The organism is Marinactinospora rubrisoli, from assembly GCF_042664915.1.
Lineage (GTDB): Bacteria > Actinomycetota > Actinomycetes > Streptosporangiales > Streptosporangiaceae > Marinitenerispora > Marinitenerispora rubrisoli.
This window is the reverse complement of sequence record NZ_JBHTBH010000006.1, coordinates 71,844-87,179: the sequence shown is the minus strand read 5'-3', so window position 1 is coordinate 87,179 and position 15,336 is coordinate 71,844. Positions and strand designations below refer to the sequence as shown.

Sequence of the window (15,336 nt, the reverse complement as noted above, 5' to 3'; positions counted from 1 at the left end):
CCCATGCCGAAGGGGCGACCCGCCTACGTGCCCGACGACGGCCTCACCACCCGCCAGCGCCGCAACCGGCCGCTGCTCATCGTGCACACCGGGGAGGGAAAGGGAAAGTCCACGGCCGCCTTCGGCCTGGCCACCCGCGGCTGGGCGCAGGGCTGGAACATCGGCGTCTTCCAGTTCGTCAAGTCCGCGAAGTGGCGCATCGGCGAGGAGAAGGCGCTGCGCGTCCTCGGCGACTCAGGAGAGGGTGGCCGGGTCACCTGGCACAAGATGGGAGAAGGCTGGTCCTGGATCCAGCGCCCGGGCACCGAGGCCGACCACGCCGCCGACGCGGCGGAAGGCTGGGCGCAGATCCGCCGCGACCTCGCGGCCGAGACGTACCGGCTGTACGTGCTGGACGAGTTCACCTACCCCATGAAGTGGGGGTGGGTGGACGTGAACGAGGTCGTCGAAACGCTGCACTCCCGGCCGGGCACCCAGCACATCGTCATCACCGGCCGGGACGCCGACCCGCGGCTGCTGGCGGCGGCGGACCTGGTCACCGAGATGCGCAAGGAGAAGCACCCGATGGACGCGGGGCAGAAGGGGCAGCGCGGGATCGAGTGGTGACTGATGGCAGGGAGGTCCATCCGGAGGAGCGCGCCCGTCAGCCCGTCCGAATCGAGCACCATGACCCACCAGTGTCCGCGTCAGGTGATGGGGTGTTGGTGTTTGAAGGTGTAGCGGTCGGCGGCAACGAGCTGGCGGGTGACCTGGACGGGTCGGTTGTCGGAGTTGTAGGAAATGCGCCAGCGGCCGAGGAGCGGCGTGCCTTCGGCGATGTACATCTGCTGGCGCTGGTCGGGGGTGGGCATGGTCGCGAAGACGGTCTCGTCGTAGCTGGCCAGGTTGAGTAGTGGGCGGATGGTGCCCGAGTCATAGTGGCTGGCCTCGGCCAGAGGGGTGTCGCGCGCAATGTCGGCAGGGTAGTAGGACTCGATCAGCCCAGCAGGGACGTCGTCGAGTCTGATGAGCCGGCGCCGAACGATGACGGGCTCGCCGGCCTCGCTGCCCAGCCGGTCGGCGACCTCGGCGGGAGCAGGGATCTCGGCGACCTCCAGCAGATCATGGCTCTCGGTGCCGGTGCTGGGGACGGCTTTGCCCTGCTTGACGAAGGTGCCCGATCCGCTGCGGCTTTCCAGAATGCCGGAGCGTTTGAGCTGGGCGATGGCGGCGGTGACGGTGGGGTGGCCGACTCCGTAGTGGGCGGCGAGCGCGCGGGTGGATGGAAGCCGCTCCCCGGGGTTATAGGTGCCGTCCTGTACAGCGCGCCAGATGGCGTCAGCGACCTGGTCTTTGAGCGGTCTGGGGTCGCCCGGGTTGATGGTCATAGTCTGCCTCCACTGGTTGCCCCTACAATGCGTTAGCGTACAAGGACACCGCGTAGGTTGCCGGAGTCTCCCCTTGATTTCAAGAAACCGTACTTGGATACTTGGTTGCAAGGATTACGATGGGCCCCTCGAAGGGCACTCCCCCATGCTCAACCGACAGCCTTGATCCACCCACCTTCGCGTGTGAGTACAAATCCGCTGCCGCCTACCTCGACCTGGCGGCCAACGCGCACGGCGCGGAGAAGGGGCATCTGGTCCACCGAGCGCTGGAACGCATCCCGCACGACGCTCCTCAGGTGGTCGAGGTCGGGCCCGGTGGTGGAGCAGCGATCAGTTTCCTGGCCGCCCAACTCGCCCGCGACCGTGCTCCCGGCCGGTCGGTTCACCTCACCCTCATCGAGGCCCCCGGTGTGGCCTCGCAGGCTCTGGCGCAGGCGATGGAGGAGTTCGCAGAGGTGGGCGCGTGTACGCTCACACAGGGACTTGCCCAAGATATTGGCGCTCTCCTGCCCCAATCGGTGGACGTCATCGCGGCGTCAGCCTTGCTGCACGAGGTGTACTCCTACGGCGGCGGCTACCGTGGCCTGCATGCGATGATGCGAACCCTGCCCACAGTGCTGAACCCGGACGGCTTCTTTGCCTACCGGGACGTCTATGCGGTCCAAGCATCGTCGCTGCATGAACGTGTTGTGCAGTCCTACGGCGCACAATCGTGGCTGCAGTTCCTTCGCATGTTCATCCCGCAGTACCTGAACAGAGGAATACACCCGTACCATCACCACGACGACGAGATCCTGGCTCGCCAGAACTCTCGCATCATTCCCATCGAAGAGTTGGGAACGCATACGTCGACTTTCGTCGCCGCGCCGGTCGGAATGTTCCGGGAGATCCAGCGGCACTACATCACATTCCGCGACCATGTGTGGCGCTCAGGCGCACTGGGGTTCACCCCCATTTTGGAAGGACAGCTCTCGCATGACTGGATTGACCTGAGGGCTGGGCACAAGCGCGTGCACTATCGGTTCACTGAAACCGACTGGTTGTCTCTAACTCGGAAAGGGACGCTGCTGGCTATCAGCGAGCCTTACGCCGACCACTACACCATCGACGGTGACATCTTCGATGAGGTCACCGAGGTCGCGCTGACCGCCTTTCTGGTCGCCGTAGAGCAGGGGGACGTGGGCTGTGCGCAGGTCTGGTCGTCTTGGCTGGAGCGGGAAGGCCGCGAGACCTATGCCTACCTGACCATTGACGAGCTGCTCACCGCATTCGCCGTCAACTCCATCGAATCCGACAACCCGCGCCCAACCGTCCTGATGCCCGCCCAGAAGAGCGACATCCTTCGCAAAGAACGAAACTATTACAACAGATTCCTTGCGAAGAGGGTTGCCAACCCTCTAATCGATGCCAAGCAGCTCGTGCTGTTCCAGAACATATCCCTTGCTGATGGCGAAAAACTCGACCAGGCGCTGGAGGCGATTCAGGGATTCTGCAGTAAACCTAACCTCGCCCGAATCTACGCGGCAGTCAACTCTCGGAGGTAACCGCATCATGTGCACCACTGAAGTCGAACGGAAACGCCAACTCTCAGGCATTGAAACGGGCGCTGTGGCGGCTCGGCTCGCCGCGTTGGGCTTCCACGGGAAGGGTTCTTTCACCGAGAGGGACACCTACTACAGCAGGCCCGACACCGACTATCTGGAAACCGCGGAGTGTCTGCGGGTACGCCAGCGTGACGGCTTCGCCGAGATCACCTACAAGCCCGCCTCGACCAGTGCCACCCATCGCCATGAGGGCATCATCGCCAAACCCGAGACCAACGTGATCCTGGCCGGCGTCGACCAGGCCGAGGCCGCCGACCAATTGCTGGTCGCCATCGGCATGATCCCGCTGGCGCGGGTGGAGAAGTCGCGGGCGCTGTACCGCCACCCTGACTTCGAGGACACCACCATCAGCCTTGATGTCATCACTGGCCTGGGAGTCTTCGTCGAGACCGAGGTGACCGCGGCCGACGCCATTGAGGCCGCCGCGCGCCTCGAACGGCTTGAGCAGCAGTTGGGTCTCACAGCCTGTCCTATCGTCAGCCTGCCCTACCGCGACCTCGTCCTCCAACACGCGTCGCACGTGCCGTAATTCGCCATTCGCGGAAGCATCGTGATCGGGCAGGTTCGCAGAGGCTGGCCGCGTCGTGGCGGATGTGCGCAGCGCGATTCCCCGTAGCCGAGTTGGGCTGTAGAGCGCGGTACCCGGCACTTCATCCGCCCGGTCAGCGTGGCATCCAGGCATCGTGCGCCCTGACCTCCGCATAGGCTGATCCGTCGAGGAAGGGCGACAAGAGGAGAGAACGCGTGTCCAGCGTGCCCCGGATCGTCATCGCGGCTCCGGCCTCGGGGAGCGGGAAGACGACCATCGCCACCGGCCTCATGGCCGCGTTGACGGCCAGGGGCGCGCGGGTCTCCGGGCACAAGGTCGGTCCCGACTACATCGACCCCGGCTACCACGCCCTCGCCACCGGCCGGCCGCCGCGGAATCTGGATCCGGTGCTGTGCGGCGAGGACCGCGTCGTCCCGCTGTTCCGGCACGGCTCGGCCGGGGCCGACATCGCGGTGATCGAGGGCGTCATGGGGCTGTTCGACGGCGCCGCCGAGCCCGCGCACTTTCACGGGCCCGGCGACTTCGGCTGCACCGCGCACGTCGCGCACCTGCTGGGCGCGCCTGTTGTCCTCGTCGTGGACGCCGCTCGCGCCGGCCGGTCCGTCGCGGCGCTGGTGCACGGCTTTCGGAGCTACGACCCGCACGTCCGCGTGGTCGGCGTCATCCTCAACCAGGTCGCCTCCGACCGCCACGAACGCCTGCTGCGTTCCGCACTGGAGGACGTCGGCACCCCCGTCCTCGGCGCGGTTCGGCGCACCGGCGCCGTCGTCACCCCCTCCCGGCACCTCGGCCTGATTCCGGCCGCCGAGCGGGCCGCCCAGGCGCGGGCGGCGGTGGCGGAGCTCGGCGCGCTGGTCGCGGCGTCCTGTGACCTCGATGCCATCGTCGCCGCCGCCCGATCCGCGCCCCCGCTGGCCGGGGACTCCTGGGACCCGGCGACGGAGGTGGCACGGCCGGAGGGCACGGCACCGCGGATCGCGATCGCGGGCGGCCCGGCGTTCACGTTCGGCTACACCGAGAACGCCGAGTTGCTGCGCGCGGGCGGCGCCCAAATGGTCACCGTCGATCCGCTGTCCGACGAGAAGCTGCCGGACGGCACCTCGGCCCTGGTCATCGGCGGGGGCTTCCCCGAAGTGCACGCGGCCGACCTGTCCGCCAACGAAGCCCTCCGGAACGCGGTCGCCGCGTTCGCCGCCGGGGGCGGGCCCGTCGTCGGTGAGTGCGCGGGACTGCTGTACCTCTGCCGCAGCCTGGACGGCGCGCCCATGTGCGGGGTGCTGCCCGCCGACGCCCGCATGACGGACCGGCTCACGCTCGGCTACCGCGCCGCCGTGGCCGTCCGCGACTCCGTGCTCGCGGCGGCCGGGACCCGGGTGTCCGGGCACGAGTTCCACCGGACGGCCGTCACCCCGGCGCACGGCGCGGCGCCCGCGTGGCAGTGGCGCGCCGGAGCACCCGCCGGGTTCGCCGGGCCCGCCCTGAACGCCTCCTTCCTGCACCTGCACTGGGCGGGCGCGCCGCACCTGGCGGCCCGGCTGCTCGGGGCAGCCCGCGCGTACGCGGGAAGGGAGACGGTATGACCGACCCGAGCGCCGTGTTCCCGATGGTGATCCTGGAGACCGACCGCCTGATCATGCGGGCGTTCACCGACGCCGACATCGAGGACGTCTACCTGACCGTGTCCCACCCGAGCACCCAGACCTGGCTGCCGCTTCCCGCCCCCGGCCGGACCTACACGCTCGCCGACGCCACCGAGTGGTGCCGGGTGGAAGCACCCGCGGCGCGCGCGAGCGGCGACGGCCAGCAGTGGGCGGTGCTGGAACGTGGCACGGGGGACTTCGTGGGCGCGTGCGGCCTGGTCCGGACGCTGTGGCGGGCCCAGGTCACCGAGGTGGGGTACTGGGTGGCGCCGTGGCAGCGGGGGAAGGGGTACGCCCCGGAGGCGGTCACCGCGGTCGCGCGGTGGACGATGCGCGACCTCGGCTTCCAGCGCCTGGAACTGAAGGCGGCGGTGGAGAACACGGCGTCCCGCCGGGTGGCGGAGAAGGCGGGCTTCGTCTACGAGGGGACGGAGCGCAACGCGATGCCGCTGCACGAAGGGCGGACGGATCTGGCGGTGTACAGCCTGATTCCGGCGGATGTGCGGTGGTGACGGTGGACGACGCGGGGGAGCGCGGCCCCGCTCACCGGCGGGCTCTCCTCCGTGACGTTCCCACCAGCTCTGCCGGTGCACCGCCGAGCAGCACGCCCTGAACGGTGATGAACTCCGCGGTCGCCAGGGCCACCGAGGCCCGGCCCGCGGCGCCCTGGTCGAGCAGGGCGCGAGCCACCATCGCGGATCCGCGGTGCGACGGCGGTCGCCGGTTCCCGCCGCGCACCGTCCATATCCCCGGCCGCCCGAACACGCCGTTTTCCAGGGATCGCAGCCACTCCGGCAGTTCCGCGACCGCGCACGCGGTGTAGAGCTGCCGACACATCAGCAGCGCGATTCCTTCCCGCAACGAGAGATCGGGGTGGTCGGATTCGGCGATGAGCTCGCTCGTCGTGACCTCGAACGCCGGAACCGTGCCGCCGCCTCGGGTCACCTTCAGGCGTGCGTCGGTGGGGAGAACGAGGTCACCGCCGGGCAGCGTCAACGGGGCCCGGACCGGCAGCCGGCCCATCTCGGCCTCCAACTCCTGACACACGCGGACGAGTTCGCCGAGCGAGCGCAGCGGGCGAGACGTTTCGTCGCGCGGACCGAACAGGAGGGAGAGCTTGCCGAGGAGCAGCGGGGTTTCCCCGCGCAGGTGGAGCGCCTCGTCCGCCCAGCCCGTGACCCGCAACCTGTAGTGGTGTGATCCGACCTCGCCGTCCAGCTCGATCGGCCGGCGGTAGCGCTCCAGCGAGCCCGGATCCGGACCGGGCGGCGCGAGAGCGAGTACCCCGGCGAGTCCGGCGAGCAGCCGCCGCAGATCCCGGCCGTCGCGCAGCCGTGCCGGAAGCGGCCAACGCTGGGCGCGGGGCATGAGCACCTTGACCCAGTCGGCTCGCGATCGGTCGCCCGGTGTGGCGCGCAGGCACCAGTGGTCGGGCGTGCTCGCGGTGAATTGCACGCTCGGCACGTGGTCGCCGGCCAGTTCTGCCGCCAGCTCCGGCACCGTGCCGACATGGGTGTTGGAGATCGTCTGCGTGTAGGGCGAATGGTTTCCCGGGGCATCGTGATGCCATACCTTCTCGCCGCCGCGCTGGATCTGGAACTTTCCGGGACTCGCGTCGAAGCGCCGGAGGAGGCCGGTCAGCCATTCCGCAAGCCCTCCCGCGCCGGTGTGCCAACTCAAGAGGTCCACGCGGATCCCTTCGTGCCGGGAAGTCGGCATTCTATGGCTGGAACGTTCTGATCGCGGTGGTGTGCGCCCCGCGCGGTCGGTGGCGGCGGCCGCCCCCGCCCACTCGCCCGGGCGCCCCCGCCGATACCCTGATCCGGCGGACACGGCAGGCGGCAGGAAGCACGGTGGCATGGACCCTGGCGCGGGAACGGGCAGACGGCTGGTCGGGGTCGGAGTCGGCCCGGGCGACCCGGAGCTGGTCACCGTCAGGGCCGTCCGGCGGCTGCGGGAGGCCGACGTCGTCCTGGTGCCCGTCATGGCCCCGGACGAACCGGGCCGGGCCGAGGCGACCGTGCGGTGCTATGTGCCCGACGACCGGATCGAACGGGTGGTGTTCGCCCTCAACGACCGCGGCGGCGGACGCAGCGCCCGCCGGGTCCAGGCGTGGGACGAGGCGGCGCGCACCGTCGTCCGGCACTTCGACGCCGACGCGGCGACCGTCGCGTTCGCCACCATCGGCGACCCCAACATCTACTCCACCTTCGGCTACCTCGCCCGGACCGTACGTGAGACGGCGCCGGGCGTCGCGGTCGAGACCGTCGCGGGCATCACCGCCATGCAGGACCTCGCGACACGCTCCGGCACCGTGCTCGTCGAGGGGACCGAGCCGCTGACCCTCCTCCCGGTGACCGCCGGGGTGCGACGGCTGCGCGCGGCGCTGGAGACCGACGCCACCGTCGTCGCCTACAAATTCGGCCGCCACGCCCCGGACGTGCGGGAGGCGCTGCGCGCGACCGGGCGGCTGCCCGACGCCGTCCACGGCTCGCGGCTCGGCCTGCCGGACGAGCGGATAGCGCCGGCCGCCGAGCTCGACGGCGAGCCGCTGCCGTACCTGTCCACGTTGATCGCGCCCGCCCGGCGCGGCGAGCGGGGAGGGAAACTGTGACCGGGAAGGTCACCTTCGTCGGCGCCGGCCCGGGCGCGGCCGACCTGCTCACCGTGCGGGCGGTCCGCGCGATCGAGGCCGCCGACGTGGTGGTCTGGGCGGCCAGCCTCGTCCACCCCGACGTGCTGGACCACGCCCGGCCCGGCGCCGAGATCGTCGACTCCGCCAGGCTGCCGATGGAAGGCGTACTGCCCTACTACCGCCGGGCCGCGGAGGAGGGCGTCCACGTCGTGCGGCTGCACTCCGGGGACCCGGCCCTGTGGGGCGCCATGCAGGAGCAACTGGAACGCTGCCACGAGCTGGGCGTGCCGACCGAGGTCGTCCCGGGAGTGTCCAGCTTCAGCGCCGTCGCGGCCCTGGTCCAGCGGGAACTCACCGTCCCCGAGGTCGCCCAGTCGGTGATCCTCACCCGGCTCGGCGGCGGCAAGACGCCGATGCCCGGCGGCGAGGAGGTGCGGGAGTTCGCGCGGCACGGCACCACCATGGCGCTGTTCCTCTCGGCCGCCCGATCCGGGCAACTGCAGCAGGAACTGCTCGACGGCGGCTACCCGCCCGAGACTCCGTGCGTGGTCGCCTTCCAGGCCACCTGGCCCGACGAGCTGGTGCTGCGCTGCCGGCTCGGCGAACTGGCGGCCACGATCAAGCGGCACCGGCTGTGGAAGCACACCCTGGTCCTGGTCGGTCCCGCTCTGGAAGCGGGCGGCACACGGTCGCACCTGTACCACCCGGGGCACTTCCACGAGCACCGGCGCGCCGACCGCGAGGCACGGCGCGCCCTGCGAGGGGACCGGCGGGCATGACCGACCCGGCCGGGCCGGACCGGGCACGCGCCACGGCCCCGGACCTTCGCGAGCCGGACCTCCCCCGCACCATGAAGGTGCGGCAGCAGGCGCTGCGGACCGGCTGGACCACCGGCACGTGCGCATCGGCCGCGGCCAAGGCGGCCGCGCAGGCGCTGGCCACCGGCCGCCCGGTCGAGGTCGTGGACGTCGCCCTGCCGTCCGGACGGCGCGTCACCTTCGCCACCGAACGCTGCGAACTGCTGACGGCGGACCGGGCCGAGGCGGTGGTCGTCAAGGACGCCGGTGACGACCCCGACGTGACCCACGGCGCGCACATCACCGCCACGGTCACCCGCCGCCCCGGGCCCGGCCTGGAGCTCGACGGCGGCGTGGGCGTCGGGGTGGTGACGAGGCCGGGCCTCGGTCTGGAGCTCGGCGGCCCGGCCATCAACCCGGTGCCGCGCGAAATGATCACCCGCGCGGTCCACGAGGTCGTGGACACCGGGGCCGACGGGCTGCGGGTGGTCATCAGCGTCCCGGAGGGCGAGCGGATGGCCCGCAAGACGACGAACGCCCGGCTCGGCATCATCGGCGGCATCTCCATCCTGGGCACGACCGGGATCGTGCGGCCGTTCTCGACGGCGTCGTGGCGGGCCAGCGTCGAACAGGCGGTCTCCGTCCTCGCCGCGCAGGGCGAGTCCACCCTGGTGCTGTGCACCGGCGGCCGGACGGAGAAGGGAGCGATGCTGCGCCATCCGGAACTGCCGCCGGTGTGTTTCGTGGAGGTCGGCGACTTCACCGGTGCCGCCCTGCGCCGCGCGGTCGAGCATGGGGTGCGCCGCGTCGTCTTCGTCGGGATGGCCGGCAAGCTCACCAAACTCGCCGACGGAATCCTGATGACGCACTACACCAGATCCAAGGTCTCCACCGAACTGCTCGCCGAGATCACCCGCACGGTCGGCGGCCCGGCGGCCCTGGCGGACGAGGTCGCCGCGGCGAACACCGGCCGGCACGCCTACGAACTGTGGGAGAGGGCCGGGCTGCTGCCGACGGCGGGCGGCGAGCTGTGCCGCCGGGTCGGTGACGTGCTCACCCGCTTCGCCGAGGGGACGGTGGAGGTGGCGGTCGCGATGGTGGACTTCACCGGGCACCGGGTCGTGGCGGAGTGGCCGGGACCGGGGGACACGGCGGCCTCCCCGGAACCGAGGCGGCGGCGACCGCGTCGAAGCGAGCCGGAGAAGGTGGAGCGGCCGGACGAAGGAGCGGACAGGTGAGCTGGTCGAGAGTGCTCCAGTGGGTCCTCAACCCCACGCGGACGTTCGTGCTCGGCGGCTCGGTGATCCTGCACGGCGTCATCTTCCTGGCCCTTGGCCTGCAGAACTACACCGACCACACCGAGCGCGTCCAGGCCACGGTCGTGGACCGCGAAATCCGCACCTCAGGCCGCGGCGGCAGCCCCACCACCACCGTGTGGGTGAGCTACCGGGCAGAGGGTGCCGAGTTCCCGCGCGTGGAACTCGACGGCGTGGAGACGGCCGACCTGTACGTGGACGACGAGGTCACCGTCGCCTACGCACCGGAGGAACCCGAGCACGTCGTCACGCTGGCGAGCACCGAGCGCGGAGTGTACGCGGTGTGGGTGTACCTGGGCATCGGCCTGCTGGTGGCAGGCGCGGCGATCACGGCAGGCGGCGTCGGGTACGTGCGGCGACGGCGTCGCGGCAATCCACACGTTCGGCGGAATTTGTCCTGGCTGCCGCCGGAGTAGGCCGGGGGGAGGGGCCGCGATCGGGTCTTCCACGACGGGGAGGTGCGGAGCGCCGACCGGTTACCGACGCCGTCATTCGTGCCGGATTCCGCTGCGGGATTCTCCCGAGGGGGCCATGCTGGTGATCACGTCAGTTGTCCCGCGAGGTGGTGGAAGCGCTGCACATGCGCGAAGGCGACGAAATCGAGTTCATCAGTGCCGGCCGCGATGCCGTGCCGCGCGATCCCACCGTGGTGGCCACCGATCAGGCGTGGTTCTGGGACCGTGGCTGGCAGGCCGGTGAACGCGCGGCCAGCGAACAGATCGCGAGGGGACGGGCCGAAGAGTATCCGGACGCGGAGTCGATGTTCGATGCCCTGGAAGAGGAGGGCTGAGAACGTCGGCCACGGGGGCGTCGTGAAACGGTCGAGCCGCGAGCAGGCGGAGCGCTAGGTGGGTGGCCACGACCGTGTTCATCTGCCACGAACCGTCCGACAGGCTCACGAGCCCGTGTGGGGCGGCCACGTCGGGTGGATTCGATGCGACTCGGGCGCGCGACGAAGGCGCGACCTGGCGGTACGGGGACGAGTGGATTCTCGGAAGGCCGCACGTGATCAGGCGCGCAAGCTCACGCCGTCATCAGTCCTGGCCCACCTTCAATGAATTCGAGAAGGGCCATCCCGACGGAGAACCGTCGGGACTTCTTTTCCTTCGTGCTCGCGACCGGACCCAGTGCCCTGGCGGCGTCCGATGCTCCGCCGTTGTGAGGCGATTCTGGCGCGCGGCATTCCGCGATCCCGTCGAATGACGAGCGAGGTCCAGATCCGCCGTGCCGCCGCCGTTGGCAGTGGGCAGGCCGAGCGCAGACGCGGTCCTCGCGGCGAACTCCGTGCGGCACTGTCCATGTCGGGCTTGGCCCCGCATGCGGGGGGCACTTAGCTGCCGGCGAGGCTCATTGCCGCGCGCGGAGCGTAGGCGTGGGGGTACGTCAAGATACTGACGCACCGCGGCTCATTCCCGCGCGCCGGGGCGCACTCTACAGAAGCTCGCCCGGCGCGTACCCCAACGGGCTCATTCCCGCACGCGCGGGGCGCCCTGGGCGGTGCTCACCCCCGAGCACTGGGAGGCGGGCTCATCCCCGCACGCGCGGGGCGCACTCCGCACCGGCCCCAAGGACGCCCCGGACCACAGGCTCATCCCCGCACGCGCGGGGCGCACTGACGATTTCCGCCACCACGGTGCCTACGGCGGGGCTCATCCCCGCACGCGCGGGGCGCACGTCGAAGCGCTCTTGGCGCGGGTTCGGTTGGCGGGCTCATCCCCGCACGCGCGGGGCGCACTCTTACTGACCTGGGACGTCACCAAGCCCGGCCCAGGTTTTCGACCACTTTACCCGCCCCGTCCAAGCCCGCAGTCCGGCACGCGGAACCGAATACGCCCGCCCCTCCACGCGCATGCAATAGTGGCCGATGTGATCGGACGCCTGTTCTCCCTCGTCATCGACTGCCCCGACCCCTCCGAGCTCGCGACCTTCTATGAAAGCCTCCTGTCGCTGCCGCGGGCCGAGGAGAGCCCCGAGTACGTCGTCCTGAAGAGCACGACCGGTACCGAGATCGTGATGTTCCAACGGGTCGCCGACTTCCGGCCGCCGCAGTGGCCCGATCCCGCTCGGCCGCAGCAGATGCATGTCGACGTCCTGGTCGATGACCTGGACGAGGCGGAGGCCAAGGTGCTCTCGTTGGGCGCGACGCTTCTCGACGGCTCGGACAAGCCGATCGGCTACCGGGTGTACGCCGATCCGGTCGGTCACCCCTTCTGCCTTGTCACCCCCGAAGCCGTGGCGTCCAGCAGCTGACGGCCCTCTCCGAACCGGCAGCCATCGCGCCGGATGCCCACCAATCGGGCCACAGGGCGTAATCCGCTGATCTCAGGATTCTGCGATCCTGTGGTGCCATGAGCGACATCCAGATCCGCCGCGCCGTCGCCGCCGACGTCCCCGACATCGTCGCCATGCTGGCCGACGACGAACTCGGTTCCACCCGCGAGGCTCCGGACGACCTGGCCCCCTACCTGGAGGCGTTCGCCGTGGTCGACGCCGATCCGCGCGAGTTCCTGGCCGTCGCCGAGCGTGATGGGCGTATCGTCGGCACCCTCCAGCTGACCTTCCTGCCGGGACTGTTGAATCGGGGCGGGACCCGGGCGCAGATCGAGGCGGTTCACGTCGTCGCGGACGCGCGCGGGCTCGGGCTGGGGACGGCGCTCGTGTCGTGGGCGGTCGAGGAGGCTCGCCGACGCGGGTGCTGGACGGTGCAGCTCACCTCCAACGCCGTCCGGGTGGATGCGCGCCGCTTCTACGAGCGGCTCGGGTTCACCGCGTCGCACGTCGGCTTCAAGCTGCCCCTTCCGGACGCGGCCGGATGATCACCCTGGTCGGGCTGGACGGCGGGCCGCTGGAGCCGCGTGCCGCTGCCGCGCTGGCCGGGGCGTCCTGCGTCGCGGGGGCGCTGCGGCACCTCGCCGCGGTGCCGGTCCCGGCGGGGGCCAAACGGGTGGTCGTCGGCGATCTCGGTGCCGCGCTGCGCGAAGTCGCCGAGCACGACGGTCCCGCCGTGGTGCTCGCGTCGGGGGACCCCGGGTTCTTCGGGGTGCTGCGTGCGCTGCGGGAGCGAGGGGTGCGCCCGGACGTGGTGCCGGCGGTCTCCTCGGTCGCCTTGGCGTTCGCCCGGATCGGGGTGCCGTGGGACGACGCCGTCGTGGCGTCCGCGCACGGCAGGTCCGGGCGGGGGCGTTCCGTCCGCCGGGCTCTCGCGGCGGCGCTCGCGCACCCCAAGGCGGCCATTCTCACCGCGCCGGTGAGCGCCGAACCGCGCGCGTTCCTGCCCGCGCTGCTGCGCGCCGGGCGCGACGTCTACGTCGCCGAGCGGCTGGGAGCCACCGACGAAGCGGTCGTGCGGGTCACGGACCCGGCCGACGCCGGACGCGATCGCGCCCACCCCAACGTCGTCATCGCCGTCGACCCCGAGCGCGCCGTCGCGCCGGCCGCGGCGTGGCTGCCCGGCCACCAGGGGGCTCCGGACGGCTGGGCGCTCGCGGAGGCCGACTTCGCGCACCGCGACTCCATGATCACCAAAGCCGAGGTGCGCGCCGTCGCGCTGGCCCACCTCGCGCCGCGGCCCGGCACCGTGGTGTGGGACGTCGGAGCGGGGAGCGGATCGGTGGCCGTGGAGTGCGCACGGTTCGGCGCGCACACGGTCGCCTTCGAGCGGGTGGCCGCGGACTGCCGGCGCATTCGCGGCAACGCGGCGGCGCACGGCGTGAGCGTGCAGGTGTGCGAGGGCGAGGCTCCGGGCGTGTTCGACCGCGCAGGTGCGCTGCTGACCCCCGACGCGGTCTTCGTCGGGGGCGGCGGGCCGGGTGTCATCGCCGCCGTCGTCGAGCGGTACCGTCCCGAGCGCGTCGTGGCGGCCCTCGCCGCGCTCGACCGGGTCCGCGCGGTGTACGACCTGCTCACCACCGCCGGGTACGCGGTCGAGGGCACTCAACTGCAGGCGTCCCGGCTCGCCACGCTCCCGGACGGGGGGCTACGGCTCGCGGCGGCCAACCCGGTCACCCTGCTGTGGGGACTGCGCGGTGCGGGCGGCGCGGCGTCCGCACCGGACCGTCCGGCGCCGTGACCGGACGCCTCCCCCTACGCCGGTTCCGCCCGCCGTCAGCGCGACCGGGCGGGACGGTTGCGATCGCCGTCGGCGGGTACTCCAGGGCCGAACAGCGCCGCAACCGGCGGCGGCCGGTCAGGGAGCGCGCATGATCGACGGTCCGGTCGGCATCGTGGAGGCGGCGTTTCGCCACTACCGGGCGCAGGACCGCGAAGCGGCCCTCCCCCTCTACGCCGATGATTTCTCGTTCACCAGTCCGCAAGACGACCACATCGACAAGGCGACCTTCTTCGAGCGGTGTTTCCCGACGGCCGACCGGTTCACCGAGCAGCGGCTGCTGCACGTCGTCCCCGCCGATGACGGGCTCGTCCTCGTCTACTACGAATACGAACTCGTGTCGGGTGACCGATACCGGAACATGGAGGCGATCACCGTCCGCGACGGACTCATCCGGCAGGTGCGGGTCTTCTTCGGCGGCCGGGTGTGACGAGGACGCGGACCCGCCGGCGGACCGCGAAACGCTTCCACCGTGGCGGCCGAACGGCTGGCGCGCCGCCGCGCGCGGGAGCCCGGCCGGGCCGCCGAATATCGGCTCGGGAGCCGGCACCAATATGAATTGACCGCCAACGGGGCGCCTGCCAAGCTTCACCGCATCATGGACATCCTCTTCCTGGTCCGGACGCTCCTCGTCATGGCTTTCGGCCGTCCGGCGAAGACCAAGTACCGCACACCACTGACCACCCACCAGCTCTGGATGGTCTCCCTCGCCGGCATTCTCGCCGAGCGCACCCCGGGCAGAAGCCACACGCTGCTGTACCCGACGAGACGGATCGACCGCCGTAATCCGAAACTCCGGCTCTCCGAGAGCTGGGACATCACCGACCAGGCGTCGATGCTCGCCACCCTGGACTTCCTGGCGACCACCGGCCACCGTGGCGCCTACGCCGCCCGGATCGGCCACCCCCCGCTCGCCTGGGACATCATGCGCTACGCCGACATCACGCGGTACGGGTTCGCCGCCGGGTACATCGACGAGCCCACCGCCTGGCGGCTGCTCGCCCGCGTGGCCGGCCCGGCCGCCCAGACCTACCCGTCCTGGCAGGCCTACGCCGACGACTTCCTGCGCGGGCGTCAGGTGTGGCTGGGCGGTCTGGTCGGCGGCAAGTACGAGGACTGGGCGGTCTCCCAGCAGGAGACGGTGGACGCGGCGCGCAAGCTCCTCGACCCGGCCAACACCGACAGCCCGTGGCAGCGGGTCCCGTGGGAGGCCATCTATCGGCCGGACGCCCCGCTGCCGCGCTAGCGGGCGGCCCGGAACGCCGGAACCGCTCGGCGCCCGGCGGCCGGGAAATGCGGTTGCCCGGTGCCGCACCGGC

At 71.2% G+C, this 15,336-nt stretch carries 17 protein-coding genes and 1 CRISPR repeat array; of the genes, 15 read left to right on the top strand and 2 right to left on the bottom strand.

Annotation, left to right across the window (positions count from 1 at the left end):
- The first annotated feature begins 3 nt into the window (after positions 1 to 3).
- A complete protein-coding gene (cobO, locus tag ACFQRF_RS13765) occupies positions 4 to 606 on the top strand; it encodes a cob(I)yrinic acid a,c-diamide adenosyltransferase (RefSeq protein ID WP_379871471.1) in 603 nt (200 codons plus the stop codon).
- 80 nt (positions 607 to 686) lie between these two features.
- Here the strand turns inward: cobO and ACFQRF_RS13760 are convergent, their stop codons facing one another.
- Positions 687 to 1,367 (bottom strand): GntR family transcriptional regulator, encoded by a 681-nt coding sequence (locus tag ACFQRF_RS13760; protein ID WP_379871470.1) that lies wholly within the window; start codon positions 1,365 to 1,367, stop codon positions 687 to 689.
- A 119-nt stretch (positions 1,368 to 1,486) separates the two neighbouring features.
- On the opposite strand from ACFQRF_RS13760, the gene ACFQRF_RS13755 reads away from it, so the two are divergent.
- From ACFQRF_RS13755 to ACFQRF_RS13740, 4 genes are all read left to right on the top strand, one after another.
- Complete coding sequence (locus ACFQRF_RS13755) at positions 1,487 to 2,911, top strand: methyltransferase domain-containing protein (protein ID WP_379871469.1); 1,425 nt, start codon at positions 1,487 to 1,489, stop codon at positions 2,909 to 2,911.
- A gap of 7 nt (positions 2,912 to 2,918) precedes the next feature.
- The gene (cyaB, locus tag ACFQRF_RS13750; RefSeq protein ID WP_379871468.1) at positions 2,919 to 3,500 is read left to right on the top strand and encodes a class IV adenylate cyclase; all 582 of its coding nucleotides are present in this window, start codon (positions 2,919 to 2,921) and stop codon (positions 3,498 to 3,500) included.
- A gap of 233 nt (positions 3,501 to 3,733) precedes the next feature.
- Positions 3,734 to 5,101: a cobyrinate a,c-diamide synthase gene (locus ACFQRF_RS13745; protein WP_379871751.1), complete on the top strand. Its 1,368-nt coding sequence runs from the start codon at positions 3,734 to 3,736 to the stop codon at positions 5,099 to 5,101.
- Positions 5,098 to 5,673 (top strand): GNAT family N-acetyltransferase, encoded by a 576-nt coding sequence (locus ACFQRF_RS13740; RefSeq protein ID WP_379871467.1) that lies wholly within the window; start codon positions 5,098 to 5,100, stop codon positions 5,671 to 5,673. Before ACFQRF_RS13745 ends, ACFQRF_RS13740 begins: the two co-directional genes overlap by 4 nt.
- A 31-nt stretch (positions 5,674 to 5,704) precedes the next feature.
- Here ACFQRF_RS13740 and ACFQRF_RS13735 read toward each other — a convergent pair whose 3' ends face one another.
- Positions 5,705 to 6,850: a hypothetical protein gene (locus ACFQRF_RS13735; RefSeq protein ID WP_379871466.1), complete on the bottom strand. Its 1,146-nt coding sequence runs from the start codon at positions 6,848 to 6,850 to the stop codon at positions 5,705 to 5,707.
- A gap of 169 nt (positions 6,851 to 7,019) precedes the next feature.
- On the opposite strand from ACFQRF_RS13735, the gene cobI reads away from it, so the two are divergent.
- The 10 genes from cobI (at position 7,020) to ACFQRF_RS13685 (ending at position 15,263) form a co-directional block, all read left to right on the top strand.
- Positions 7,020 to 7,775, top strand: a complete 756-nt coding sequence (cobI, locus tag ACFQRF_RS13730) for a precorrin-2 C(20)-methyltransferase (RefSeq protein ID WP_379871465.1) — start codon at positions 7,020 to 7,022, stop codon at positions 7,773 to 7,775.
- Entirely contained in the window at positions 7,772 to 8,575 is an 804-nt protein-coding gene (cobM, locus tag ACFQRF_RS13725) for a precorrin-4 C(11)-methyltransferase (protein ID WP_379871464.1), read from the top strand. The genes cobI and cobM overlap by 4 nt, the downstream gene beginning before the upstream one ends.
- Positions 8,572 to 9,831, top strand: coding sequence for a cobalt-precorrin-5B (C(1))-methyltransferase (locus ACFQRF_RS13720; RefSeq protein WP_379871463.1), 1,260 nt, complete (start codon positions 8,572 to 8,574; stop codon positions 9,829 to 9,831). The genes cobM and ACFQRF_RS13720 overlap by 4 nt, the downstream gene beginning before the upstream one ends.
- Positions 9,828 to 10,325: a DUF3592 domain-containing protein gene (locus tag ACFQRF_RS13715; protein ID WP_379871462.1), complete on the top strand. Its 498-nt coding sequence runs from the start codon at positions 9,828 to 9,830 to the stop codon at positions 10,323 to 10,325. The genes ACFQRF_RS13720 and ACFQRF_RS13715 overlap by 4 nt, the downstream gene beginning before the upstream one ends.
- A 149-nt stretch (positions 10,326 to 10,474) precedes the next feature.
- A complete protein-coding gene (locus tag ACFQRF_RS13710; RefSeq protein ID WP_379871461.1) occupies positions 10,475 to 10,699 on the top strand; it encodes an AbrB family transcriptional regulator in 225 nt (74 codons plus the stop codon).
- 673 nt (positions 10,700 to 11,372) lie between these two features.
- Positions 11,373 to 11,644: direct repeats of the CRISPR family, unit length 28 nt; unit sequence GGCTCATCCCCGCACGCGCGGGGCGCAC.
- A gap of 131 nt (positions 11,645 to 11,775) precedes the next feature.
- Positions 11,776 to 12,159, top strand: a complete 384-nt coding sequence (locus ACFQRF_RS13705) for a VOC family protein (protein ID WP_379871460.1) — start codon at positions 11,776 to 11,778, stop codon at positions 12,157 to 12,159.
- 98 nt (positions 12,160 to 12,257) lie between these two features.
- Positions 12,258 to 12,725 carry a GNAT family N-acetyltransferase gene (locus ACFQRF_RS13700; RefSeq protein ID WP_379871459.1) on the top strand — a complete coding sequence of 156 codons (468 nt, stop codon included), beginning with the start codon at positions 12,258 to 12,260 and terminating at the stop codon, positions 12,723 to 12,725.
- Positions 12,722 to 13,978, top strand: a complete 1,257-nt coding sequence (gene cbiE, locus ACFQRF_RS13695) for a precorrin-6y C5,15-methyltransferase (decarboxylating) subunit CbiE (protein ID WP_379871458.1) — start codon at positions 12,722 to 12,724, stop codon at positions 13,976 to 13,978. Before ACFQRF_RS13700 ends, cbiE begins: the two co-directional genes overlap by 4 nt.
- A gap of 130 nt (positions 13,979 to 14,108) precedes the next feature.
- The gene (locus tag ACFQRF_RS13690; protein ID WP_379871457.1) at positions 14,109 to 14,447 is read left to right on the top strand and encodes a nuclear transport factor 2 family protein; all 339 of its coding nucleotides are present in this window, start codon (positions 14,109 to 14,111) and stop codon (positions 14,445 to 14,447) included.
- Positions 14,448 to 14,615: 168 nt separating this feature from the next.
- On the top strand, positions 14,616 to 15,263 hold the full coding sequence (locus tag ACFQRF_RS13685) for a DUF1266 domain-containing protein (protein WP_379871456.1): 648 nt from the start codon (positions 14,616 to 14,618) through the stop codon (positions 15,261 to 15,263).
- Positions 15,264 to 15,336 lie beyond the last annotated feature (73 nt).